The organism is Streptomyces sp. NPDC104096 (assembly GCF_055584385.1).
The window spans coordinates 105,275-126,817 of sequence record NZ_JBVJMD010000025.1 but is presented as its reverse complement, the minus strand read 5'-3'; the positions used below and the strand labels follow the sequence as shown (position 1 = coordinate 126,817).

Genomic DNA, 21,543 nt, shown 5'->3' with positions numbered 1-21,543 from the left:
CACCCCCCCCCCCCCCCCCCACCGCCTTCCGCGGGGGTGTGGGGGTTTTCTCCCGCCCCCCGCGCCGCCCCCCCCCCCCCCGGGGGGGGGGGGCCCCCCCCGCCCCCCCCCCCCCCCCCCCCCCCCCGGCTCGCGCCCGCCTCCCGGCCCGCGCCCGCCCCTCGGTTCTCCGAGGCCGCGGCCACCCGTGTCGCGTGACTTCCACGACATGTCCCCGTACGCGTTATGCAACTAGTTGCACAAGCGGGGACCGGTCCTCTACAACAGGAGGTGACCACACCGCGCACGGAGGCCTCGATGAGCCGTTACCCCCACCTGCTGAGCCCGCTCGACCTGGGCTTCACCACGCTGCCCAACCGCGTCCTGATGGGCTCCATGCACGTCGGCCTGGAGGAGGCCGAGCGCGGCTTCGAGCGCATGGCGGAGTTCTACGCCGCCCGGGCGCGCGGGGGAGTGGGCCTGATCGTCACCGGCGGCATCGCGCCCAACGACGAGGGGCGCCCCTACGAGGGCGGCGCCAAGCTCACCACCGACGCCGAGGCCGAGCAGCACCGCGAGATCACCGAGGCCGTGCACCGCGAGGGCGGCCGGATCGCGATGCAGATCCTGCACTTCGGCCGGTACGCCTACCACCGCGACCTGGTCGCGCCGAGCCCGCTCCAGGCGCCCATCAGCCCCTTCCCGCCCCGGGAGCTGACCGACGCCGACATCGAGCGGACCATCGGCGACTACGCCCGCGCCGCCCGGCTCGCCCGGCAGGCCGGCTACGACGGCGTCGAGATCATGGGCTCCGAGGGCTACCTCATCAACGAGTTCATCGCCCGCCAGACCAACCAGCGCACCGACCGCTGGGGCGGCGCCTACGAGAACCGGATGCGCTTCCCGGTGGAGATCGTGCGCCGGGTGCGTGAGGCGGTCGGCGAGGACTTCATCGTCATCTACCGGCTGTCCATGCTGGACCTCGTCCCCGGCGGCTCCTCGCTCGACGAGGTGGTCACGCTCGCCAAGGCCGTCGAGGCCGCCGGTGCGACGATCATCAACACCGGCATCGGCTGGCACGAGGCCCGCATCCCCACCATCGCGACCTCCGTGCCGCGCGGCGCCTACACCTGGGTCACGAAGAAGCTGATGGGCGCGGTCTCCGTGCCGCTGGTGACGACGAACCGCATCAACACCCCCGAGCTCGCCGAGCAGTTGATAGCCGACGGCGGCGCCGACATGGTGTCGATGGCCCGTCCGATGCTGGCCGACCCCGACTTCGTCGCCAAGGCCGCGGACGGCCGGCCCGAGGCCATCAACACCTGCATCGGCTGCAACCAGGCCTGCCTCGACCACACCTTCAGCGGACAGATCACCTCCTGCCTGGTCAACCCGCGCGCCTGCCACGAGACCGAGCTGGTCCTCGCGCCGACCCGGCTGCGCAAGCGGGTCGCCGTCGTGGGCGCCGGTCCGGCCGGCCTCGCCTGCGCCGTGAGCGCGGCCGAACGCGGCCACGCGGTCACCCTGTTCGACGCGGCGAGCGAGATCGGCGGCCAGCTCAACGTGGCCCGACAGGTGCCCGGCAAGCAGGAGTTCGACGAGACGCTGCGCTACTTCCGCCACCAGCTCGACGCGCACGGCGTGGACGTACGGCTCGACACCTGGGCCGGTGCCGAGGACCTCGCCGACTACGACGAGGTGGTCGTCGCCACCGGCGTCACCCCGCGCACCCCGGAGATCCCCGGCGTCGACCACCCCAGCGTCGTGGGCTACCTGGACGTCCTGCGCGACAAGGCCCCCGTCGGCGACCGGGTCGCGATCCTCGGCGCGGGCGGCATCGGCTTCGACGTCGCCGAGTACCTCACCGACGGCGGCGACAAGGCGCACGAGGACCCGGCGACGTACTTCCGCCAGTGGGGCGTCGACCTGGACTACCGCGCGCCCGGCGGCCTGGCCGCCCCCGAGCGCCCCGCCCCGCCGCGCACCGTGCACCTGCTCCAGCGCAAGACCAGCAAGGTCGGCGCCGGTCTCGGCAAGACCACCGGCTGGATCCACCGCACCGAGCTGAAGCACCGCGGCGTCACCATGGTCCCGGGCGTGCGCTACGACCGGATCGACGACGCCGGACTGCACATCACCGTCGGTGACGAGAGCACGGTCCTCGCCGTCGACACGATCGTGCTGGCCACCGGGCAGGAGCCGCGCCGCGGCCTGTACGAGGAGCTGGTCGCCGCCGGCCGCAACGCGCACCTCATCGGCGGCGCCGACGTGGCCGCCGAGCTCGACGCCAAGCGCGCCATCAAGCAGGGCACGGAGCTGGCGGCGGCGCTGTAGCCGCGGTACGGCGCGTCCCTAGGATGACTCCATGTCACTCCCGCACGCGATCCTCACCGCCCTGCTAGAGAAGCCGTCGTCGGGCCTGGACCTGACCCGCCGCTTCGACAGGTCGATCGGCTACTTCTGGTCGGCGACGCATCAGCAGATCTATCGCGAGCTGGGACGACTGGAGACCGAGGGGTACATCCGCGCCCTGCCGGCCGAACAGCCGGCCCGCGGGCAGAAGAAGACCTACGAGGTCCTGCCCGCGGGCCGCGCGGAACTGGCCCGCTGGACGGCCGCCGCCCAGGATCCGAAACCGCACCGCGACGCGCTGCTGCTGCGGCTGCGCGCCGCGGCCGTGGTCGGCACCACGGGTCTCGAAGCCGACCTGCGCCGCCATCTCGACCTGCACCGAGGCCAGTTGGCCGAGTACCGGCAGATCGAGGAGCGGGACTTCCCGCCCGGCACGGACGGCGACCAGGACCGGCTGCGGCACCTCGTGCTGCGCGCGGGCATCGATCTGGAGACCTTCTGGACGGGCTGGCTCACGCACGCGCTGGCGGAGTTCGCGCAGCTGGAGCAACAGCCGGAGCAGCCGTCGGAGCGACAGCCGAAGCGATAGCCGGAGCACGACGACCGGGCGTGAGCGCCGGGCCCGGGCGGGGGCCCTAGAAGCGGCGCGGCCGGGAGCGTCGGCGCAGGATGAAGTACGTGGCGACGACACCGCCGCCCACCAGCGCTCCGCCCGCGGCCGTCGGCAGGTCGCCGAAGTCCCGTGTGCCGCCGCCGAGACCCCCCAGGACGCCGCCCGTCGGCGGGGTCGTGGGGGAGGGGGCGGGCACCGGCAGGGACGTCGCGGTGGTGGTCGTCCCGGACTGCCCCGAGACGACCACGGACTGGGTGCCGGCGGTGGCGCTGTTCGAGCAGGTGACCACGACCGTGTAGGTGCCCGGGGCGACGTTTGCCCAGGCCGCGGACTGGCCGGCGCCGGTGCCGGAGAGCGTCGCCTGCCGCCCTTCGGAGAAGGCCCCCTGGTTGGGGGTGAGGAGGGAGGCGGTGCCCCAACTGCCGTTCAGCTGCGCGCACGCGGTGGTCGTCACCGAGACCGTCGTTCCGGTCGTGCTCACCGAGATGCCCGGACCTCGGGCCAGGGCCGGCGCGGGGGCCAGGGCGAGCGGCAGTGCCGCGGCGGCCGCGCAGGTCGGGCCGGCGCGCAGAAGGAGGTGGGCAGTGCGCATCGGTGTCCTCCGGCGGCACGGTCGGCGGAACGTCCTGGCGCCGCCGAGATCGGGGAAGGCCGTGCCCCTCAAGTGCAGCCAACGCGCCCGCGGATCGGCCCGCATTCCGGCCGCCCCCAGACAGGTGACCGGATTCCTTCCGCGACGGATCACGCCGGGAGTTCAGGGGGCCGTCGTGCCACCCGTCCCCGTCGGCACCGTCAACTCCGGGGAGAATCCGCCCCAGGTGCCGTCCGGCAGCCTGGCCCGCAGCCGCACCCGGTGCCGCGTCCCGGCCTCCCGTCCCACGTAGAAGCTGTACGTCGCCCGGCCGCGCGGCGGGGTCCCGCCCCAGGTCAGGGAGGTGGCCGGACGGCCGTCGAGCTGGATCTGATACTCGGTGACCACGCCGTCCGTGCGCGGCGGGACCCAGGACAGGTCGAGGTAGCAGGCCCCGTCCGCCGTGCGGGTCGTCGCGCGGAAGGCGGACGGCGCGGTGTCCCGGCCGTCGTCGGTGCCGGGCGCGGTGGTGAGGGCGACGGTGTCGCTGGCGGGCGAGAGATTGTCCGCGGCGTCCCGGGCCCGGACGGTGAACGAGTAGCGGGTGTCCGGCCGCAGCCCGGTCACCACCGTCGCCGTCTGACCCCCGCCGACGCCGTGGATCTTCGCCCCGCCCTGGTAGATCTCGTACGAGACCACCTTCCGGTCGTCCGTCGAGGCGGACCAGGACAGCTGGACGGCCCGGCCGCCCGCCGCCCGCCCGGCGAGGCGGCCCGGACGGGTCGGGGCCGAGCGGTCCGTCGCCACGGCCGCCGGAGTCGTGGCGCGCACCCCGCGGCTGCGCGGCCCGAGCCGGCCGGCGGAGTCCCGGGCGCGCACGGTGAAGACGTACGCGGTGGACGGGTGGAGCCGGACGACGTCGACCATGCGGGTGGAGCCGGGCACCTCCGTCACCTTCGTGGGGCCGCGGTACACCTCGTACCCGTCGATCCCCGGGGCCGCGTTCCACATGACGTGCACGCTGGTCGCGCTGCCCGCGACGGCGGTGACCCCGGTCGGCGCACCGGGCATCCGGCCGGTCTCCTCCTCGGCCCCCGACCAGCCGCAGGACGCGACCAGCAGGAGCCCGCACAGCGGCAGCACACGGCGCACGACTCGCCTCCCGTCAGGGCAGAGCACGGCGGCAATGGTCCGGACCAATATGACGCCGTTGTTGCTGTCCCTTCAAGAGGGCGGCAGCCCGGAGGCCTCTGCGGCGATCCGTACGGCGACTTGTGCGGCGGTCCGGGGGCGCCATTGGTGACAGCGCGGGGAGGTTACGTATGCTGAACTTCCTCACGGCCGAACTCTCCGGACGGAGCGGGGAGTTCACGCCCGTGGCGCGGACCGCTGTCGTCGCTGATGCCGCGCCGGTGCGGGTGTCCGGGCGGCCGGGACCTGGAAGGGTTCCGGCCCCCGGCCCCGGTCGGACCGCCGGGGAGGGCCGCGTCGGCCAGGGCGCGTGACCGCGCCCTGATCCTCCGCGGTCGGCCCGTGCGCGGCGGCTCGGCTGCCTCCCGCGGGCGTCCTCACACCTTGCGGTAGGCGTACGCCTCCGATGCCGCCGCCTCCACCGCGCCCAGGTCGGCTCCCGTCGACGCCGTGACGACCGCGGCGACCGCGCCCTCGACGAACGGGGCGTCGACCAGGCGGGTGTTCTCGGGCAGTTCGTCGCCCTCCGCCAGCAGTGCCTTCACGGTCAGCACGGCGCTGCCGAGGTCGGTGAGGACGGCGACCCCCGCGCCCCCGTCGACGGACGCGGCCGCGGCGGCGACGAGCTCGGCGCTGGTCCCGAAGCCACCGCCCGTGGTGCCGCCCGCCGCCGCGACGGACACCGCCCTCCCGCCGCCCGCCAGCCCCTGCGCCATCTCGGCCACGGACTCGGCCACCCGCGCGCTGTGCGACACCAGCACGATCCCGACCAGCTTCGTGTCATTCATGGCCCGCCTCCACGAGAGCGGCGATCAACAGCGCCGACGAGGTCGCACCGGGGTCCTGGTGGCCGATGCTGCGCTCGCCCAGATAGCTGGCCCGGCCCTTGCGGGCCTGGAGCGGAACGGTCGCCTCGGCGCCCTCCTCGGCGGCGGCGCGAGCCGCGCCGAAACCGGCGCCGAGGGCGTCGACCGCCGGCACCAGGGCGTCGACCATGGTCTTGTCGCCGGGAGCGGCGCCGCCGAGCGCCATGACGGCGTCCACGCCCGCCCGCAGGGCCGTCGCGAACTGCTCCTCGTCCACCTCGGCGGCCTCGCCGAGCGCCTTGCCGGTACGGCGCAGCAGGGTCCCGTAGAGCGGTCCGGACGCGCCGCCGACGGTGGAGATGAGCTGCCGTCCGGCGAGCGTCAGGACCGCGCCCGGGGTCTGCGGCGCCTCCTTGTCCAGCGTGGCGGTCACCGCGGCGAACCCCCGCTGGAGGTTGCTGCCGTGGTCGGCGTCCCCGATCGGCGAGTCGAGGGCGGTGAGCCGTTCCGCCTCGCGGTCGACGGCAGTGGCGGCCGCCGTCATCCAGCGGCGGAAGAAGTCGGCGTCGAGCACGGGATCTCCTTGCGTGATAGGTACCTCGGCCGTCGGTTCCACCGGGTCAGACACCCCAGCGCAGGCCGGGCGTCCTGACGGGCGCGTCCCACAGCCGCAGCAGTTCCTCGTCGACCTGGCACAGCGTCACCGAGGCGCCCGCCATGTCGAGCGAGGTCACGTAGTTGCCGACGAGCGTGCGGGCGACGGGCACCCCGCGCTCCCTGAGCACCCGCTGCACCTCGGCGTTGAAGCCGTACAGCTCCAGCAGCGGGGTCGCGCCCATGCCGTTGACCAGGAGGAGGACGGGGTTGCGTACGGGCATGTCGTCGAGGATGGCGTGGACGGCGAAGTCGGCGATCTCGCCCGAGGTCATCATCGCCCGGCGCTCCCGGCCCGGCTCGCCGTGGATGCCGATGCCCAGCTCCAGCTCGCCCGGCGGCAGGTCGAAGGTGGGGGATCCCTTCGCGGGCGTGGTGACCGCGCCGAGCGCCACACCGAAGCTGCGGGAGTTCTCGTTGACCTGCCGGGCGATCGACTCCACCTGCTCCAGCGGCCGTCCCTCGGCGGCGGCCGCCCCGGCCAGCTTCTCCACGAACAGCGTGGCCCCGGTGCCGCGGCGGCCGGCCGTGTACAGGCTGTCGGTGACCGCCACGTCATCGTTGACCAGCACCTTGGCGATCCGGATGCCCTCGTCCTCGGCGAGTTCGGCGGCCATGTCGAAGTTGAGGACGTCCCCGGTGTAGTTCTTCACCACGAACAGCACCCCCGCTCCGCTGTCCACGGCCGCCGCCGCCCGCACCATCTGGTCGGGCACGGGTGACGTGAACACCTCGCCGGGGCACGCGGCGGACAGCATCCCGGGACCCACGAAGCCGCCGTGCAGGGGCTCGTGCCCCGACCCGCCGCCGGACACGAGGGCGACCTGCCCGGCCACGGGGGCGTCCCGCCGTACGATCACGCGGTTCTCCACGTCGACGGTCAGCTCCGGATGGGCCGCCGCCATGCCCCGCAGAGCGTCCGCGACCACGGACTCCGGGACATTGATGAGCATCCTCATGGGTACCTCCCGGTCAGATTAACTGAGGGGTTCCTGGTCTGCGCTTTCCCCGGCCAAACCCAGTGCGAATCGGCGGGAGGGTCATCACCCCCAGTATCGGCCTTGTGGTAGCGAAGGTCACGTGTGCACGCTCGTACGAGCGGGACCCGTGTGTCCGGCAAGGAGGTCCGCCGGGTTCAGGACGCGAGCACCTCGTTCTCGTCCCGGGACCGCGCCACCGCCCGGGCGAGGTCGTCGAGCAGGTCCTGAAGCGCCGTCAGGGTGGGCCCGTCCGTGAGACGGCCGTCCGTCACCTTGCGGGTGGCCCGGGGGATGCGCAGCCCGTCCGGGAGGACGTTCGCCACGGGTGCCGGGCAGTCGAGGGATGCGTCCTCGACGATGTGGCGCAGCCGGCCGGCCGCGAAGTCCGGGTCCATCGGCACGTCCAGGCGTCACCGAGTGCAGGGCGATCGCCTGCGCGGCGGTCGGCAGGGACCTCGGCGGCAGCCCGAAGGCGCGGGCCGCCGCGGTGACACGCGCCCCCACCGTGCTGTCGAGTGGTACGTCGAAGCGCCGGTGACAGGCGCCGGTGGCGCGACCCGCGGTGAGCAGCGGCAGCGGCGCCGGCTCGGCACCGGCCAACTCGGCGGCCCAGAACGCACGGTGCTCCTCGCTCTGCTCCGCCTTCCGTCCGACGGCGACGAACTCGCGGTAGGTGGAGGTGGTTTCCGGCAGCCGCAGATCCCCGTCCGCGGGTGAGGCGCCGTAGCGTTCCACGGTCTCGTCGAGCATCGCCGCGTCGCTCCACCCGTCGAGCACGACATGGTGATCCACCACACCGGGCCGGAAGGAGTCCTCGGCCTGCGGGTGCGCGGTGAAGGCCGGCAGCGGGGCGGCAGTCAGGTCGAACGCGTGCTGCTCGGCGGTCCCGGCCCACTCGGAGAGGAAGTCGTCGCGCACGGTGTCGTCCGCGCCCGGGAGCCGCTCGTCCACGGTGAGCGGGACGCGCACCTCGCGGTGCACCGACCGGAACGGTTCGTCCGGGGCCCTCGGACACCGCCCGGCCGCCCGCGGGCCGACGCCGGGGACACCGGCGTTCCCGGGTGCGTCAGCCGGTCTTGTGGCCCCAGCGCGGACCCACCAGGTCCCATTCCCTGCCCCACTGGTCGATGCGCCGCCGGTCGAGCCGCCACCGGACGACCGCCCCGGCCCCGACGAGCAGACCGGCCAGCCCCAGCGCCGCACCCGTGCCGAGCAGGGCCGACTCGAAGGAGCCCTCCGCGACGCTCGGCGGCTCGGCGCTGAGCGTGCCCCGGGCGTTCAGCCAGACCATGACCGAGGTGCCGGCCTTCAGCCCGCCCGGCACCGGAGCCTGGTCCGTGTGGGTGGAGCCGTCGGCCGCCGTCCAGCGGATCTGCGCCGGGACCCGCCCGTCCACTCCCTCGGTCGCGGCGGTGGGCGGCGCGACATCGTCGAGGACGACGGCCGCGACGGAGTACCGTTCGGCGCGCTGACGGGCGAACTCCTGGTCGGCCGCGTGCGTCGTCACCAGACCGGCCAGCGTTCCGCCCACCACGACGGCCACCCAGACGGCGAGCATGACCCACGCCTCGACGATGTCGTCGCGCCGACGCAGCGGACTGCTCCGCCACCGCCACAGGCGGCGCATCCTGTTGCCGTTGCCGCTGCTCATAGGCTCGCACCTCCCTTTCACCGTACGCTCGTGTCGCCTGGGCCGCATGGGACCCGAGGACCTCGCCGGTACGACCCGGGCACCTCGGCCGAGGCACCGGCCCCCTCGGCCTCCGTCCCGGCCCTCACTCCGGCCTCCGGCCCCGGCCGGGCACGGGACCCACCCCTGCCTCCGACCCCGGCTCCGGCCCGCTCCCTCGTCCTTCCGGACACCCACCCGGGCTCCGTACGGCCTCCGTACTGGCTCCACCCGGGCTCCGCACGGCCTCCACCCGGGCGTCGGCACGACGCTTTCCGCACCGGCAGCGCTCCTTCCGGCCACCGTCGGACACCGGAACAGGCGGCCGACCGGCCGGGGAGCGCCGCGTCCCCCGGAGGGTTGCCCGGATTCGGCCGGATGGGCCGGTACTCCTGCCCGCTCCCCGCGGGACGGGGGAGGGTGGGAGGGAAACGGACCGGCACCTCCGACGAACACCGATCCGGAAGGGAATCCAAGATGTCCGTCGACACGCGGCAGGAGTACGCCCCGCTCACCGACGACGAGCTCAGGACGCTCGACGCCCACTGGCGCGCGGCGAACTATCTGGCCGTCGGCCAGATCTACCTCATGGCCAACCCGCTGCTGGCCGAGCCGCTGCGCGCCGAGCACATCAAGCCGCGGCTGCTCGGCCACTGGGGCACCTCGCCCGGACTGAACCTGGTCTACACCCACCTCAACCGAGTGATCCGGGCCCGCGACCTGAACGCCCTGTGCATCTGGGGGCCCGGTCACGGCGGACCGGCGGTGGTCGCCAACTCCTGGCTGGAGGGCTCGTACAGCGAGACGTACCCGGACATCACCCGGGACGCGTCCGGCATGGCCCGGCTCTTCCGGCAGTTCTCCTTCCCCGGCGGTGTCCCGAGCCATGTGGCGCCCGAGACGCCGGGCTCCGTCCACGAGGGCGGCGAGCTCGGTTACGCGCTCTCGCACGCCTACGGAGCCGCGTTCGACAACCCCGACCTGCTCGTCACCTGCGTCATCGGCGACGGCGAGGCGGAGACCGGGCCGATGGCCACGTCGTGGCACTCCAACAAGTTCCTCGACCCACGCAACGACGGCGCGGTCCTGCCGATCCTCCACCTCAACGGCTACAAGATCGCGAACCCGACGGTGCTCGCCCGCATCCCCGAGTCCGAACTGGACGAACTGCTGCGGGGCTACGGCCACGACCCGATCCACGTCACCGGCGACGACCCGGACGTCGTCCACCGGGCGATGGCCCGCGCCCTGGACACCGCGGTGGACCGGATCGCGGAGATCCAGCGCGCCGCACGCGAGGAGCACGCCACCGAACGCCCCCGCTGGCCGGTCATCGTGCTGCGCACCCCGAAGGGCTGGACCGGCCCGGCGACCGTCGACGGCGTGCCGGTGGAAGGCACCTGGCGCGCCCACCAGGTGCCGCTGGCCGGCGTCCGGGACAACCCGGAGCACCTGCGGCTGCTGGAGGCGTGGCTGCGCTCCTACCGTCCCGAGGAACTGTTCGACGAGCACGGCCGCCCCCGCCCCGACGTCCTGGCCTGCCTCCCCGCGGGCGCCCGCCGGCTGGGCGCCACCCCGTACGCCAACGGCGGGCTGCTGCTGCGCGAACTCCCGCTGCCCGCCCTGGAGACGTACGCCGTCCCGGTCGAGAAGCCGGGCCTCACCCTGCACGAACCCACCCGGGTCCTGGGCGAGTTGCTCCAGCACGTGATGGCGGCCACCGCCGACCGGCGCGACTTCCGTCTCGTGGGCCCCGACGAGACCGCCTCCAACCGGCTCGACGCCGTCTACGCCGCCACGGGCAAGGCCTGGCAGGGCCAGACCCTCGACGTCGACGAACACCTCGACCCGCACGGACGGGTGGTGGAGATGCTGTCCGAACACACCTGCCAGGGATGGCTGGAAGGCTATCTGCTCACCGGCCGGCACGGACTGTTCTCCTGCTACGAGGCGTTCACGCACATCGTCGACTCGATGGTGAACCAGCACATCAAGTGGCTGCGTGTGACCCGCCGGCTGCCCTGGCGCGCGCCCGTCGCGTCCCTCAACTACCTGCTCACCTCGCACGTGTGGCGCCAGGACCACAACGGCTTCTCCCACCAGGACCCCGGTTTCGTCGACCACGTCCTCAACAAGAGCCCGGAAGTGGTGCGGGTCTACTTCCCGCCGGACGCCAACACCCTGCTGTCGGTGGCGGATCACGCGCTGCGCAGCCGCGACTACGTCAATGTGATCGTGGCCGGCAAGCAGCCCTGTTTCGACTGGCTGTCGATGGACCAGGCCCGCGTCCACTGCGCGCGCGGCGCGGGCATCTGGGAATGGGCGGGCACCGAGGACGGCACCCGTGAACCGGACGTGGTGCTCGCCTGCGCCGGTGACGTGCCCACCCAGGAGGTGCTGGCCGCGGCGCAGTTGTTGCGCCGGTATCTGCCGGAGCTGGCGGTGCGCGTGGTGAACGTCGTCGACATCGCCCGTCTGCTGCCGAAGGAGGAACACCCGCACGGCATGAGCGACTTCGAGTTCGACGGCCTGTTCACCCCGGACCGGCCGGTGGTCTTCGCCTACCACGGCTATCCGTGGCTGATCCACCGCCTCGCCTACCGCCGCAGCGGCCATCACCACATGCATGTCCGCGGCTACAAGGAGATCGGCACCACGACCACGCCGTTCGACATGGTGGTCGGCAACGACCTCGACCGCTACCGCCTGGTCATGGACGTCATCGACCGCGTCCCGAACCTCGCGGTGCGGGCGGCCGGCGTACGGCAGCGGATGGAGGACGCCCGGCAACGTCACCACGAGTGGATCCGCGAGCACGGCGTCGACCTCCCGGAGGTGGCGGAGTGGGCGTGGGAGGGCTGAGCGCCTGAGAGCTCCGGCCGCGAGCGACCGGGCGGAGGCGGTGGTTCGGCAGGGCGCACGCACGGGGGCGGACGGCGCAGAGGCAGGAGCAGGCGCGGTCACGGCATGCGCCCTGTCACGGCCTCTCGCCGGGCGCCTACAGTGTGGCGCCACGGCCCTGCGAGGGGGATGCCGCAGGGCCGAGTCCCACCACGTGGTCCCCGGCCGTCCCGCCACGGCCGCCGACCGTACCGGGCGCGGCCGCGCACACCGGCTCGGCTCCATCGGAGCGCAGGGGTGCCGACGGCCACGCGTGCGACAGGCACCACCCCTGTGAACCCGCTCGGTCCGCAACGTCGGCAGCCCCGCGGACCGAGCGCGCGTCGAACCCTGGAGGCCGCTGTGTCCCGACCGTGCATCGCCCTGATCGCCGACCCCACGTCCACCGAAGGCTGCCGGGAGTACCTGGCCGAGGCGGTGGAACTGCTCACCGGCGCCCCGCCGGTCCGGATCGACGCCCGGCACTTCGGAGCCGGCGGGACGGGCCGTGGCGTCCTCGAAGGGGGCCGATTACGGCTGTACGTCCCACAGGAGGAGACGGACGTGCTCCCCGACGTGGTCGTGCTCTACGAGATCCAGCCCCACCGCCGTCACGAACTCGCCGCGTTCCAGCGCCTGCTGGAGGCCCCGGAGGTGGTGTCCCTGGGCACCGGCCCGGCCGCCTGGCGTACGGCGACGCAGAAGAACCTGACCGTCGAGCGCTTCGCCCGCGACGGCGTCGCCCAGATGGAGACCGTCGTCCTGTCCCGGCCCGAACGGCGGGAAGCGGCCGCCGCGTTCGACCGGCTCGGCGGTGACGTCTGGGCCCGGCCCGTGGTCGGCACCGGCGGCAACGACACCTTCCACATCACCACCGGGGACCAACTCGACGACGCCACCGACTACTACGCGCGCTGCGGCTCCGACTGGCTGATGTCCCGCGACGCGGGCAACGTCACCGCGGACGGCATGCGCCACCAGTTCCGGGTGTTCGTCCTGGGCGGTCGCGTCGTGCACGCCCGTGAGCACCTCCAGCCGGAACCGGACACGCCCTGCAACACCTGCCGGGGCGCCACCCCCGTCCACCTGACGCCGCAGGAGCTGTCCCCGCGCCTGGCCGAACTCGCCGTCGCCGCCACCGAGTCGGTCGGACTGCCCTTCGCCGGGGTCGACCTGGCGGTCGAGAACGGGGGAGTGGTCTTCGAGGTCAACGTCCAGCCCGCGTTCGTGGACGGCGAACTCCAGGCCGTGGCCGTCCCGTACATCCAGGCACATCTCGACGCCCTCGCCCTGCTGCGCGGGGACCGCCAGGTCCTTCCGCGCCCGGCCCGGCCGACCCTCGACCGGGGCGGTCAGCTCTCCGCCTGATCGGGCCGGGCCGCGGCATGAACACCTCGCCGCGGCCCGGGGGCGGGCCCCGGCGGCCTCACAACTTCAGGGTGAACCAGGTCGTCTTGCCCTCGTCGGTCGGCCGGACGCCCCAGTTGTCGGCGAGGGTGCGTACGAGGATCAGGCCCCGGCCGGACTCGTCGCCCTCGCCGGCCCGCCGTGGCTGGGGGAGCTGTGGGCTGCGGTCGCTGACCTCGACGGTGAGGTCGGTGGCGGTGCGGTGCAGATGCAGCCCGAGCGGGCCCTGCGCGTGCTGGACGGCGTTGGTCAGGGTCTCCGAGAGCAGCAGGAGGGCGTCGTCGGCGTTGGCCGTGCAGTTCCACGAGGAGAGCGTCTTGTGGAGCAGGGCGCGGCCCTCGGGCACCGAGGCGGGCAGGGCCGGCAGGTCGGCGGCGACGGCCGCGAGCGGCGCGGCCGGCAACTGCGCGAGCAGCAGCGTGACGTCGTCGTTGTGGCTCTCGGCGTCCGGCAGCAGGCTCGCCAGCACATGGTCGGCGGCGGCCTCCAGACACGGGGTCCCGGAGAAGAAGCTGTTGAGCAGGACGGTCAGTTCGCCCAGTCTGACCTCGATGTCGCTGCCCGGCGTCTCGATCAGGCCGTCCGTGTAGAGCACCAGCGTGGCGCCCGGCGGTATGGCGCAGCTGGACTGCTCGTACAGGATGCCGCCGACGCCGAGCGGCGCGTTGACCGGGGCGGGGAGTTCGCGGATCATGTTCCCCGCACCGGCGACGAGGACCGGCAGATGCCCGGCGGAGCAGACGGTCACCGTGCCCGCGTCCGGGGCGATGACGAGGTAGCAGCAGGTGACCAGTTGGTCGGGGACGTCCAGGTCGGTCACGCAGGTGTCCAGGGCCTGCATGAGCTGTCGGGGCTGCATCCCGGTCTTGGCCAGCGCGTGCGCGGCCGAGCGCAACTGGCCCATGACGGCCGCGGCTTCGAGACCGCGGCCCATGACGTCGCCGATCAGCACCCCGACCCGGTCGGCGCCCAGCGGGATCAGGTCGAACCAGTCACCGCCCACACCGGCGCCCTGGGTGGCGGGCCGGTAGCGGCTCGCCGTGGCCAGTCCCGGCAGGGCGGGCGGGGTGCCCATGAGACTGCGCTGGAGGGTGAGCGCGATGTGCCGCTGCTGTTCGTACAGCGCGGTGAGTTCGGCCTCGGCGCGCTTGCGGTCGCTGATGTCGCGCACGATGGCGCAGGCCCCGACCACCCTGCCGTGGGCGTCCCGGGTGGGCCAGAGCGTGACGTCCACGTCCAGCAGCTCGCCGGTCCGGGTGACCCGCAGGGTCTCGAAGTGCTCGACCCGCTCACCGTGCCGCAGCCGCTCCAGCAGCGCGCTGATCTCGCCCTCCAGCTCGGCCGGGGCCAGCAGCGAGACGTGCCTGCCGATCGCCTCCTCGGCCGTGTAGCCGTACAGCCGTTGGGCGGCCGCGTTCCAGTAGGTGATGTACCCGTCGAGGGTCTTGGCGAGGATCGCGTCCTGGGAGGACTCCACGAGCGCGGCCAGCTCGTTGATGCGGGCCTCGGCGGCCTTGCGGTCGCTGACGTCGCGCACGGCGGCGGACACGAGCAGTCCCTCCGCGGTCTCCAGCGGGCTGAGACTGATCTCCACCGGGAACTCGGTGCCGTCCTTGCGGATCCCGTGCAGTTCGAGCCCGGCCCCCATCGGGCGCACCTGCCGGTTGGCCGTGTAGTCCCCGCGGTGCTGCGTGTGCTGGGGGCGGAAGCGTTCCGGGATCAGCAACTCGACCGGACGGCCGAGCAGTTCCTCGCGGTGGTAGCCGAACAGGGCCTCGGTCTGGGCGTTGACGAGCTTGATGACCCCGGTGTCGTCGACGATCACCATGGCGTCGGGCGCGGCCTCCAGCAGACCCCGGAAGCGCTCCTCGGCCCCTCCGGGAACACCCTCCGGCGTCCGGGTCCCGCAGCGGCACCGTTTCTGCTTCTGGTGCTGCCTCGGGCCGGGCGACGGCGCCGGTCCCGCCTCAACCAAGTCGGTCATGCTCACCCCATCCTGCTTAACGGTCTTGGACATCTCAGCGTCTTCCGGCCACCCCCATGGCGTGATGTCGCTTACTGTCCGTGTCCTGCCCGAACCTGTCCGTCATCGCCCTCTCCCGGGCGGCGGTGCGAGGCAGCCGCGGCCGGCGGCTCCGCGGCGGGTGCCGTTCGCGGTCCGGCCGGCCCGGCGGGTCGGGACCCCGGTGCAGGTCAGGGCGGGTCGGTGCCGGTCGCCGGGTTCGGGCCGGGGCGGCGGCCCGCGCGGCTCTCGCGCTGCGGACGGCCGTGGCCACCGGCACTCTGAGAGACGGCGGCGCCGCGGAGCGAGCGCCGGCCGCCGACGGGCCCCGGCTCCTTCGGCGCCGGCCGGGTCGGCAGGGACACGGAGGAACTGGACCATGAAGGCAGCAGTCGTGCAGGCGTTCGGCCGGCCGTTGGTGATCGAGGACCGCCCCGATCCCGTGCCCGGCCCCGGCCAGGTGCGGGTCCGGGTCGAGGCGAGCGGTCTGTGTCATACCGACATCCACGCGGCGCACGGCGACTGGCCGGTCAGGCCGAGCCCGCCGTTCGTGCCGGGCCACGAGGGGGTCGGCCTGGTCGAGGAGCTCGGTACCGGTGTCACCCACCTCGGCGTCGGACAGCGGGTCGCCGTGCCGTGGCTCGGGTGGGCCTGCGGCCGGTGCGAGCACTGCCGGTCCGGCTGGGAGACGCTGTGCGAGCAGCAGATCAACACCGGCTACGGCTGCGACGGCGGTCACGCCGAGAAGATGCTGGCCTGGGCCGACTTCGCCCAGCCGGTGCCCGACGGGGTCGGCGCCTTCGACGCCGCCCCGCTGACCTGCGCCGGTGTCACCACGTACAAGGCGCTGAAGGTCGCCGGTGTGCGGCCCGCGCAGCTCGTGGCGATCTCGGGTGTGGGCGGGCTCGGGCATCTCGCCGTGCAGTACGCGAAGATCGCCGGAGCCACCGTCGCCGCCGTCGACATCTCCGACGAGAAACTGCGGCTGGCCACCGAGCTCGGCGCCGACCTCGTCGTCGACGCCCGCACGGAGGACGTGGGCGCCGTGCTCAGGAAGCACGGCGGTGCGCACGCCGCCGTCGCCCTCGCGGTCGACGAGGAGTCGTTCGCGGCCGTCAACTCGGGACTGCGCCGGGGCGGCAAGCTGGTCATGGTGGCGCTGCCCGCGCACGGCACCATCCAGGTCCCCGTCTTCGACACGGTCCTGAACGGCACCTCGGTGATCGGTTCGATCGTCGGCACCCGCCAGGACCTCGCCGAGGTCTTCGAGCTGCACGCGGCGGGCCGTACCAGGGTGATCTACGAGACCCGGCCGCTGGACACCGTGAACGAATCCATCGACGAGGTCCTGCGGGGCCAGGTCAAGGCGCGGATCGTCTTCGACCTCGGCGCGGCGGGCTGAGGGCGGGGCCCGGGGCGCTCCGGCGGCCCCGGGCCGTCACAGCCCGGCGCAGTGGTCCGGCACGTAGGTCTGCAGTTCACGCGGCGGCCGGGTGTACCCGGTCGACGGGGGACGTTCCGGCAGCCGGAGCACCGGTGGCGGAACGTCGCGGTAGGGCAGGGACCCCAGCAGATGGGCGATGGTGTTCAGCCGGGCCCGGCGCTTGTCGTCGCTCTCCACGACGTACCAGGGCGCCTCACGGGTGTCGGTGTGCACCAGCATCTCGTCCTTGGCCCGTGAGTAGGCCTCCCAGTGGGTGATCGACGCCAGGTCCATGGGGGACAGCTTCCAGCGGCGCAGCGGGTCCTCCAGCCTGCGCCGGAAGCGCTCCTGCTGCTCGGTGTCGCTCACCGAGAACCAGTACTTGCGCAGCAGCATCCCGTCCTCGACGAGCATCCGCTCGAAGACCGGGCACTGGCGCAGGAAGAGCCGGTACTCCTCCCGGGTGCAGAAGCCCATCACGTGCTCCACCCCGGCCCGGTTGTACCAGGACCGGTCGAACAGCACGATCTCCCCGGCGGCCGGCAGATGCTCCACGTACCGCTGGAAGTACCACTGGGTGCGCTGGCGCTCGGTCGGTCTGGGCAGCGCGGCGATCCGGGCGACCCGGGGGTTGAGGTACTCGGCGACCCGCTTGATCGTGCCGCCCTTGCCGGCCGCGTCCCGCCCCTCGAAGACGACGACGAGCCGGGCGCCCTCCGCCCGGACCCACTCCTGGAGTCTCACCAGCTCGGTCTGGAGGCGCAGCAGTTCCTGCTCGTACGTCTTGCGCGGCAGCCTCGCCGTGTCCTTGCCCTCCGTGTCGGCCATGCCGTCCCTTCCCGCTCTCCGACCGGTCCGTGGCCGCGCCCGCGCGGACGGATCCGGGGCCGGCGTCGAAACGCCGGCCCCGGATCCGTGCCCTGTCGGGCGTGGGTTCAGTGGCCCCCGAGCCCGCCGCCGCCGAACGACCCGCTGGTGCCCCTGGCCCAGCGGGGCCGCTTCGTGGAGGTACTGCTCCGGGTGCCGAGATTGCCGTACCCGTGCAGGTCGTGCGGAAGCACCCGGCTGGAGCCCTTGGGCATCTCGTCCGGTTCACGGTTTTCCTGGACCTCGCGGACCGCGCCGCCCGGCGGCAGGTGCGGTTGTTCCTCTGGCCGTGGTGGGGGCGACTCGCGGCGTCGCACGATGGCACCCCAGTAGAAACCGCCGAGCAGGATGGCCACGACGACCAGGCCCGCCAGCAATGGTCCGAGAGTCAGCCAGCCGCTTTGCGCGGCTATCTGCGCGTTTGCGGTAATCATGCCCTTCGGATACCCGCTGGGATCGGGGTGAACCATATATTCCGCTGCGGTCCGCCCGGCTTCGGATTCCGCTGCGGTCTGCCGGGCTTCGGGTTTGGCCGGGGGGCGACGCGGCTACCCGCAGGGTGTGGCATTGACGACATCTGAGCAGGAGTTGTTCCGGTTCCTGGAGGACCGGTTCGCGTGTGCGCAGACGTGTGCCGACTGCGCCCGGGTGTGTGCCGTGCGCGCGAGCCTGGTGGATCCGGGTGGGAGTAGTGAGGAGCGGGAGCTCGTACGACGCAAGGCGATCATGTGCGCGGAGGTGTGCGACGCCACCTGCCGGGCGCTGGCCGAGCAGGGTGACGACACGGACGAGGCGGGTGTCCGCATCCAGCTGGAGTGGTGCCGCACCGTCTGTCTGGAATGTGCGCAGATGTTCGACGGGCAGCCGGAGGCGCAGGCGGCCGCGGACACCTGCCGCGCGTGCGCGCGGGCCTGTGCCGACTTCATGACCGCGCTGAGATGAGTCGGCGCGGCCTGCCGCGCCCGTGCCGGTCCGCGCGGACCTCCCCGCTCAAGCGGGTCCGCGCGGGCTTGCGTGCCCGGACGGACCCCCGCGCGCGGGTGAGTCCGCGCGGGCGTGCGCGCCGGTGCAGGTCCGGTCGCGCGCGACCGGTGGTGTGAGTCCCGTTCCCAATTTCTGGAACACGTTCTACGGTGTGCGCCGTCAGGACCGGCCGAGGGGAACCTGGAGGCGCCGTGCACCTCGATCACACACCCGATCAGCAGCGGCTGCGCACCGAACTGCGCGCCTACTTCGCCGGGCTGACGCCGGCCGACGCCTCCGCCCGCCATGCCGAGCCCGCCGCCCAGAAGCGGTTCTACCGGGAGACCGTACGGCGGCTCGGGTCGGACGGCTGGCTCGGGGTGGGCTGGCCGAAGGAGTACGGCGGACGCGGCCTGTCGGCGATGGAGCAGTTCATCTTCTTCGACGAGGCCGCCCAGGCCGGCGTCCCGCTCCCGCTGATGGCCCTCAACACCGTCGGTCCGACGATCATGCGGTACGGCACCGACGAGCAGAAGTCGTACTTCCTGCCCCGCATCCTCTCCGGCGAGATCGACTTCGCGATCGGCTACAGCGAGCCCGGCGCCGGCACCGACCTCGCCGCGCTGCGCACCCGCGCGGTACGGGACGGCGACACCTACGTCGTCGACGGGCAGAAGATCTGGACCACCAACGGGGACACGGCCGACTGGGTGTGGCTCGCGACGCGCACCGACCCGTCCGCCCCGCCCCACCAGGGCATCACCATGCTGCTGGTGCCGACCACGGACCCCGGCTACTCCTGCACCCTCATCAACACCCTCGCCGGACACGACACCACGGCCAGCTACTACGAGAACGTCCGCGTCCCCGTCTCGCGCCGCGTCGGCGCGGAGAACCAGGGCTGGCGGCTGATCACCAACCAGCTCAACCACGAGCGCGTGACCCTCGCCGCGCACGGCACCATGGCCGTCCGGGCCCTGCACGACGTACAGCGCTGGGCGCGGGAGACCAAGCTCGCCGACGGCCGACGGGTGGTCGACCTGCCCTGGGTGCGCCGCCGGCTCGCGCAGACCCACACCCGACTCGACGCCCTCAAGCTCATGAACTGGCGGATGGTGAGCGCCGTCCAGGACGGCACCCTCACCCCGCAGGAGGCCTCCGCCGTCAAGGTGTACGGCTCCGAGGCCCGGCGCGACGCCTACGCCTGGCTGCTGGAGATCGTCGGAGCCCCCGGCGCGCTCCAGGAGGGCTCCGCGGGCGCGGTCCTGCGCGGCGAACTGGAACGCGGCTACCGCTCGGCGGTGATCTTCACCTTCGGCGGCGGCAACAACGAGATCCAGCGGGAGATCATCGCGTGGATCGGCCTGGGGATGCCCCGGGTGCGCCGGTAGCGGCGTGTGACGAGGCTTTTCAGGCAGAGCCGGCAGGCTGGTGGCGCGCAGCCGCTCGTGGCAGCCGGGTGGCGGCGAGGCCGGGCAAGGCCAGGTAGTCGCGACCCGCCGAAGGTGCGGTAGCGGTGGGCTGTGACGGGCACGGCTGTCGTCAAGACCGCACCGCGGCCCCGGCCCGAGGCGCAGGTCAGATCCGGACGCCGAACTGGAAGGGCATGTTGCCGATCGACTCGTAGCGGACGAACGCGCCGGTGTGCGGGGCGTGCAGCACCTGGCCGTTGCCCGCGTAGAGGCCGACGTGGTGCTGGTCGCCGTAGAAGATGACCAGGTCACCGACCTGCAGATCGCTCTGCGAGTAGATGCGGGTGCCCGCGTCGGCCTGGGCCTCCGAGGTGCGGGGTATGGTCACGTCGGCCTGGGCGTACGCCCAGGAGGTGAGACCCGAGCAGTCGAAGGTGCTGGGGCCGGAGTGGGCGTACGCGTACGGTGATCCGATCACGCTCTGGGCGGCGGCGAACGCGGCGGCGGCGCGGCCCGAGGCGGCCTTGGTGGTGCCGAGGTCGACGCGCTCGCCGGCGCGGGTGGCCCGCTGCCGGTCCTGGGCGGCCAGCGCCGCCTTCTCCTGCGCGGTCAGCGTGTTGAGGAGCTTCCGCGCCGCGCCCAGCTTGCTCTGGACTTCCTTCTTCCTGCTCGCGAGCTTGGCCCGGGTGTCGGCGAGGTCCTTGAGCTTCGCGGAGGCCTCGGCGCGCTGCTGGGCGAGCGAACGCTGCTTCTCCTGGACCTTCTTGAGCGATTCGGCCTGCTGAGCGGTCAGCTGGTCCACGGCCGAGGCCTTGTCCAGGAAGTCGTCCGGGTTCGAGGAGAGGAAGAGCGCCACGGAGGGGTCGATGCCACCGGTGCGGTACTGGGCGCCGGCCATCGAACCGAGGCCGTCGCGCAGCTCGTTGAGCTCTTCCTGGCCGCGGGCGACGTTGTCCTGGAGAGCGCTGATCTGCTTCTGCAGCTTCTGCTGCTTCTCCCTGGCGCCGTCGAGCTTCTCGGTGGCCTGCTCGGCCTCTTCGTAGAGCTTGTCGACCTTGGCCTTGACCTCGTCCTTGTCGGGTTTCCCGGACGGCGCGGCATTGGCGACGTTGGCACTGAGGGCAACGGCGGCAGCGGCGGCGGTGGTGAACACGGTCACACGGGTGCGGCTCGGCTGCTTGGGCCGACGGTGGGACGTCACGAAAGCGAACTCCTTCTTCCTCCAGCCGCCTGCCGAAAACGCCGGCGAGCGGTGATCCTTCACTGTCACCCCCAGCGAGTGAACAACCGGGCAAAGGTTCGGATGGCGACTGTAGTGACTCGGTCTTCATTAGAGCAAGTGGCTTTGTAATGAGGGATGTTGAGTGACAGAGACGAGTTACGGCTTCCTTCGGAGTGCTGCCGGGTAGGTGGCAGGTGTTGATGTGGATTCGACCTGTCAAGGCGACACTCACGGCTGGTGTGCGAAATCCCGGGCACTCGCGCGGCCGGTTGTCGAGCTTCGCCGCGATGGCGTCGAGCTCGTCCTGGCTGAACGTCGCCAGGTTTGTTCCTTCGGGCGGATGCTGCCGGAGCAGCTCCTCGACCGGTCGGGCGTCGGTGATCCGTGAACGCCACTGGCCTTTCACCGTGTGGGGCTTGTTCTTCCGGATCGGGCGGCCAGTTCGAACGCGCTTGCACGGTTCGCGGGGGACCACTTTCCAGCGGGTGGTGTGGATCGTCCGGTAGACCGTCTCGTGGGTGATCCGCGTCCGCGGGTCGTCCCCGTGGTGCA

General features: G+C 72.8%; 18 protein-coding genes and 1 pseudogene. 7 read left to right on the top strand and 12 right to left on the bottom strand.

Features of this window, described 5'->3' with window-relative positions; all coding sequences use genetic code 11:
* Nucleotides 1-297: 297 nt before the first annotated feature.
* Both ACZ60B_RS24685 and ACZ60B_RS24680 read left to right on the top strand, forming a co-directional pair.
* The gene (locus ACZ60B_RS24685; RefSeq protein WP_469390400.1) at nucleotides 298-2,313 is read left to right on the top strand and encodes an oxidoreductase; all 2,016 of its coding nucleotides are present in this window, start codon (nucleotides 298-300) and stop codon (nucleotides 2,311-2,313) included.
* Nucleotides 2,314-2,344: 31 nt separating this feature from the next.
* Nucleotides 2,345-2,920 carry a PadR family transcriptional regulator gene (locus ACZ60B_RS24680; protein WP_469390398.1) on the top strand — a complete coding sequence of 192 codons (576 nt, stop codon included), beginning with the start codon at nucleotides 2,345-2,347 and terminating at the stop codon, nucleotides 2,918-2,920.
* A gap of 46 nt (nucleotides 2,921-2,966) precedes the next feature.
* Here ACZ60B_RS24680 and ACZ60B_RS24675 read toward each other — a convergent pair whose 3' ends face one another.
* The 8 genes and pseudogenes from ACZ60B_RS24675 to ACZ60B_RS24640 all read right to left on the bottom strand — a co-directional run bounded on the left by ACZ60B_RS24675 (nucleotide 2,967) and on the right by ACZ60B_RS24640 (nucleotide 8,797).
* Nucleotides 2,967-3,536 (bottom strand): hypothetical protein, encoded by a 570-nt coding sequence (locus tag ACZ60B_RS24675; RefSeq protein WP_469390395.1) that lies wholly within the window; start codon nucleotides 3,534-3,536, stop codon nucleotides 2,967-2,969.
* Nucleotides 3,537-3,698: 162 nt separating this feature from the next.
* Nucleotides 3,699-4,667, bottom strand: a complete 969-nt coding sequence (locus ACZ60B_RS24670) for a fibronectin type III domain-containing protein (RefSeq protein WP_469390393.1) — start codon at nucleotides 4,665-4,667, stop codon at nucleotides 3,699-3,701.
* A gap of 416 nt (nucleotides 4,668-5,083) precedes the next feature.
* The gene (locus ACZ60B_RS24665; RefSeq protein ID WP_469390391.1) at nucleotides 5,084-5,494 is read right to left on the bottom strand and encodes a PTS-dependent dihydroxyacetone kinase phosphotransferase subunit DhaM; all 411 of its coding nucleotides are present in this window, start codon (nucleotides 5,492-5,494) and stop codon (nucleotides 5,084-5,086) included.
* On the bottom strand, nucleotides 5,487-6,086 hold the full coding sequence (gene dhaL / locus ACZ60B_RS24660) for a dihydroxyacetone kinase subunit DhaL (RefSeq protein ID WP_469390389.1): 600 nt from the start codon (nucleotides 6,084-6,086) through the stop codon (nucleotides 5,487-5,489). The genes ACZ60B_RS24665 and dhaL overlap by 8 nt, the downstream gene beginning before the upstream one ends.
* A 46-nt stretch (nucleotides 6,087-6,132) precedes the next feature.
* Nucleotides 6,133-7,125, bottom strand: a complete 993-nt coding sequence (gene dhaK / locus ACZ60B_RS24655) for a dihydroxyacetone kinase subunit DhaK (protein WP_450663296.1) — start codon at nucleotides 7,123-7,125, stop codon at nucleotides 6,133-6,135.
* A 176-nt stretch (nucleotides 7,126-7,301) separates the two neighbouring features.
* The gene (locus tag ACZ60B_RS24650) at nucleotides 7,302-7,541 is read right to left on the bottom strand and encodes a hypothetical protein (RefSeq protein ID WP_469390405.1); all 240 of its coding nucleotides are present in this window, start codon (nucleotides 7,539-7,541) and stop codon (nucleotides 7,302-7,304) included.
* 19 nt (nucleotides 7,542-7,560) lie between these two features.
* Nucleotides 7,561-8,064: pseudogene (locus tag ACZ60B_RS24645) on the bottom strand (condensation domain-containing protein); the annotation flags it as partial.
* A gap of 148 nt (nucleotides 8,065-8,212) precedes the next feature.
* Nucleotides 8,213-8,797: an Rv1733c family protein gene (locus ACZ60B_RS24640; protein ID WP_469390386.1), complete on the bottom strand. Its 585-nt coding sequence runs from the start codon at nucleotides 8,795-8,797 to the stop codon at nucleotides 8,213-8,215.
* A 495-nt stretch (nucleotides 8,798-9,292) separates the two neighbouring features.
* On the opposite strand from ACZ60B_RS24640, the gene ACZ60B_RS24635 reads away from it, so the two are divergent.
* Entirely contained in the window at nucleotides 9,293-11,677 is a 2,385-nt protein-coding gene (locus ACZ60B_RS24635) for a phosphoketolase family protein (RefSeq protein ID WP_469390384.1), read from the top strand.
* A 381-nt stretch (nucleotides 11,678-12,058) separates the two neighbouring features.
* The gene (locus ACZ60B_RS24630; RefSeq protein ID WP_469390382.1) at nucleotides 12,059-13,063 is read left to right on the top strand and encodes an ATP-grasp domain-containing protein; all 1,005 of its coding nucleotides are present in this window, start codon (nucleotides 12,059-12,061) and stop codon (nucleotides 13,061-13,063) included.
* A gap of 58 nt (nucleotides 13,064-13,121) precedes the next feature.
* Here ACZ60B_RS24630 and ACZ60B_RS24625 read toward each other — a convergent pair whose 3' ends face one another.
* The gene (locus tag ACZ60B_RS24625; protein ID WP_469390380.1) at nucleotides 13,122-15,086 is read right to left on the bottom strand and encodes a PAS domain S-box protein; all 1,965 of its coding nucleotides are present in this window, start codon (nucleotides 15,084-15,086) and stop codon (nucleotides 13,122-13,124) included.
* A 397-nt stretch (nucleotides 15,087-15,483) separates the two neighbouring features.
* Between ACZ60B_RS24625 and ACZ60B_RS24620 the strand changes: the two genes are divergently transcribed.
* On the top strand, nucleotides 15,484-16,506 hold the full coding sequence (locus ACZ60B_RS24620; protein WP_469390378.1) for a zinc-dependent alcohol dehydrogenase: 1,023 nt from the start codon (nucleotides 15,484-15,486) through the stop codon (nucleotides 16,504-16,506).
* Between the two features lie 36 nt (nucleotides 16,507-16,542).
* Here the strand turns inward: ACZ60B_RS24620 and ppk2 are convergent, their stop codons facing one another.
* The gene (ppk2, locus tag ACZ60B_RS24615) at nucleotides 16,543-17,355 is read right to left on the bottom strand and encodes a polyphosphate kinase 2 (protein WP_469390376.1); all 813 of its coding nucleotides are present in this window, start codon (nucleotides 17,353-17,355) and stop codon (nucleotides 16,543-16,545) included.
* 107 nt (nucleotides 17,356-17,462) lie between these two features.
* The gene (locus ACZ60B_RS24610; protein ID WP_469390374.1) at nucleotides 17,463-17,828 is read right to left on the bottom strand and encodes a DUF6479 family protein; all 366 of its coding nucleotides are present in this window, start codon (nucleotides 17,826-17,828) and stop codon (nucleotides 17,463-17,465) included.
* Between the two features lie 127 nt (nucleotides 17,829-17,955).
* Here ACZ60B_RS24610 and ACZ60B_RS24605 point away from each other — a divergent pair, with 127 nt between their 5' ends.
* Together ACZ60B_RS24605 and ACZ60B_RS24600 are read left to right on the top strand one after the other, a co-directional pair.
* Nucleotides 17,956-18,336 (top strand): four-helix bundle copper-binding protein, encoded by a 381-nt coding sequence (locus tag ACZ60B_RS24605; protein ID WP_469390372.1) that lies wholly within the window; start codon nucleotides 17,956-17,958, stop codon nucleotides 18,334-18,336.
* A gap of 233 nt (nucleotides 18,337-18,569) precedes the next feature.
* On the top strand, nucleotides 18,570-19,748 hold the full coding sequence (locus tag ACZ60B_RS24600) for an acyl-CoA dehydrogenase family protein (RefSeq protein WP_469390370.1): 1,179 nt from the start codon (nucleotides 18,570-18,572) through the stop codon (nucleotides 19,746-19,748).
* A 187-nt stretch (nucleotides 19,749-19,935) separates the two neighbouring features.
* Here the strand turns inward: ACZ60B_RS24600 and ACZ60B_RS24595 are convergent, their stop codons facing one another.
* Nucleotides 19,936-20,970, bottom strand: a complete 1,035-nt coding sequence (locus tag ACZ60B_RS24595) for a C40 family peptidase (RefSeq protein WP_469390368.1) — start codon at nucleotides 20,968-20,970, stop codon at nucleotides 19,936-19,938.
* Nucleotides 20,971-21,543: the final 573 nt, after the last annotated feature.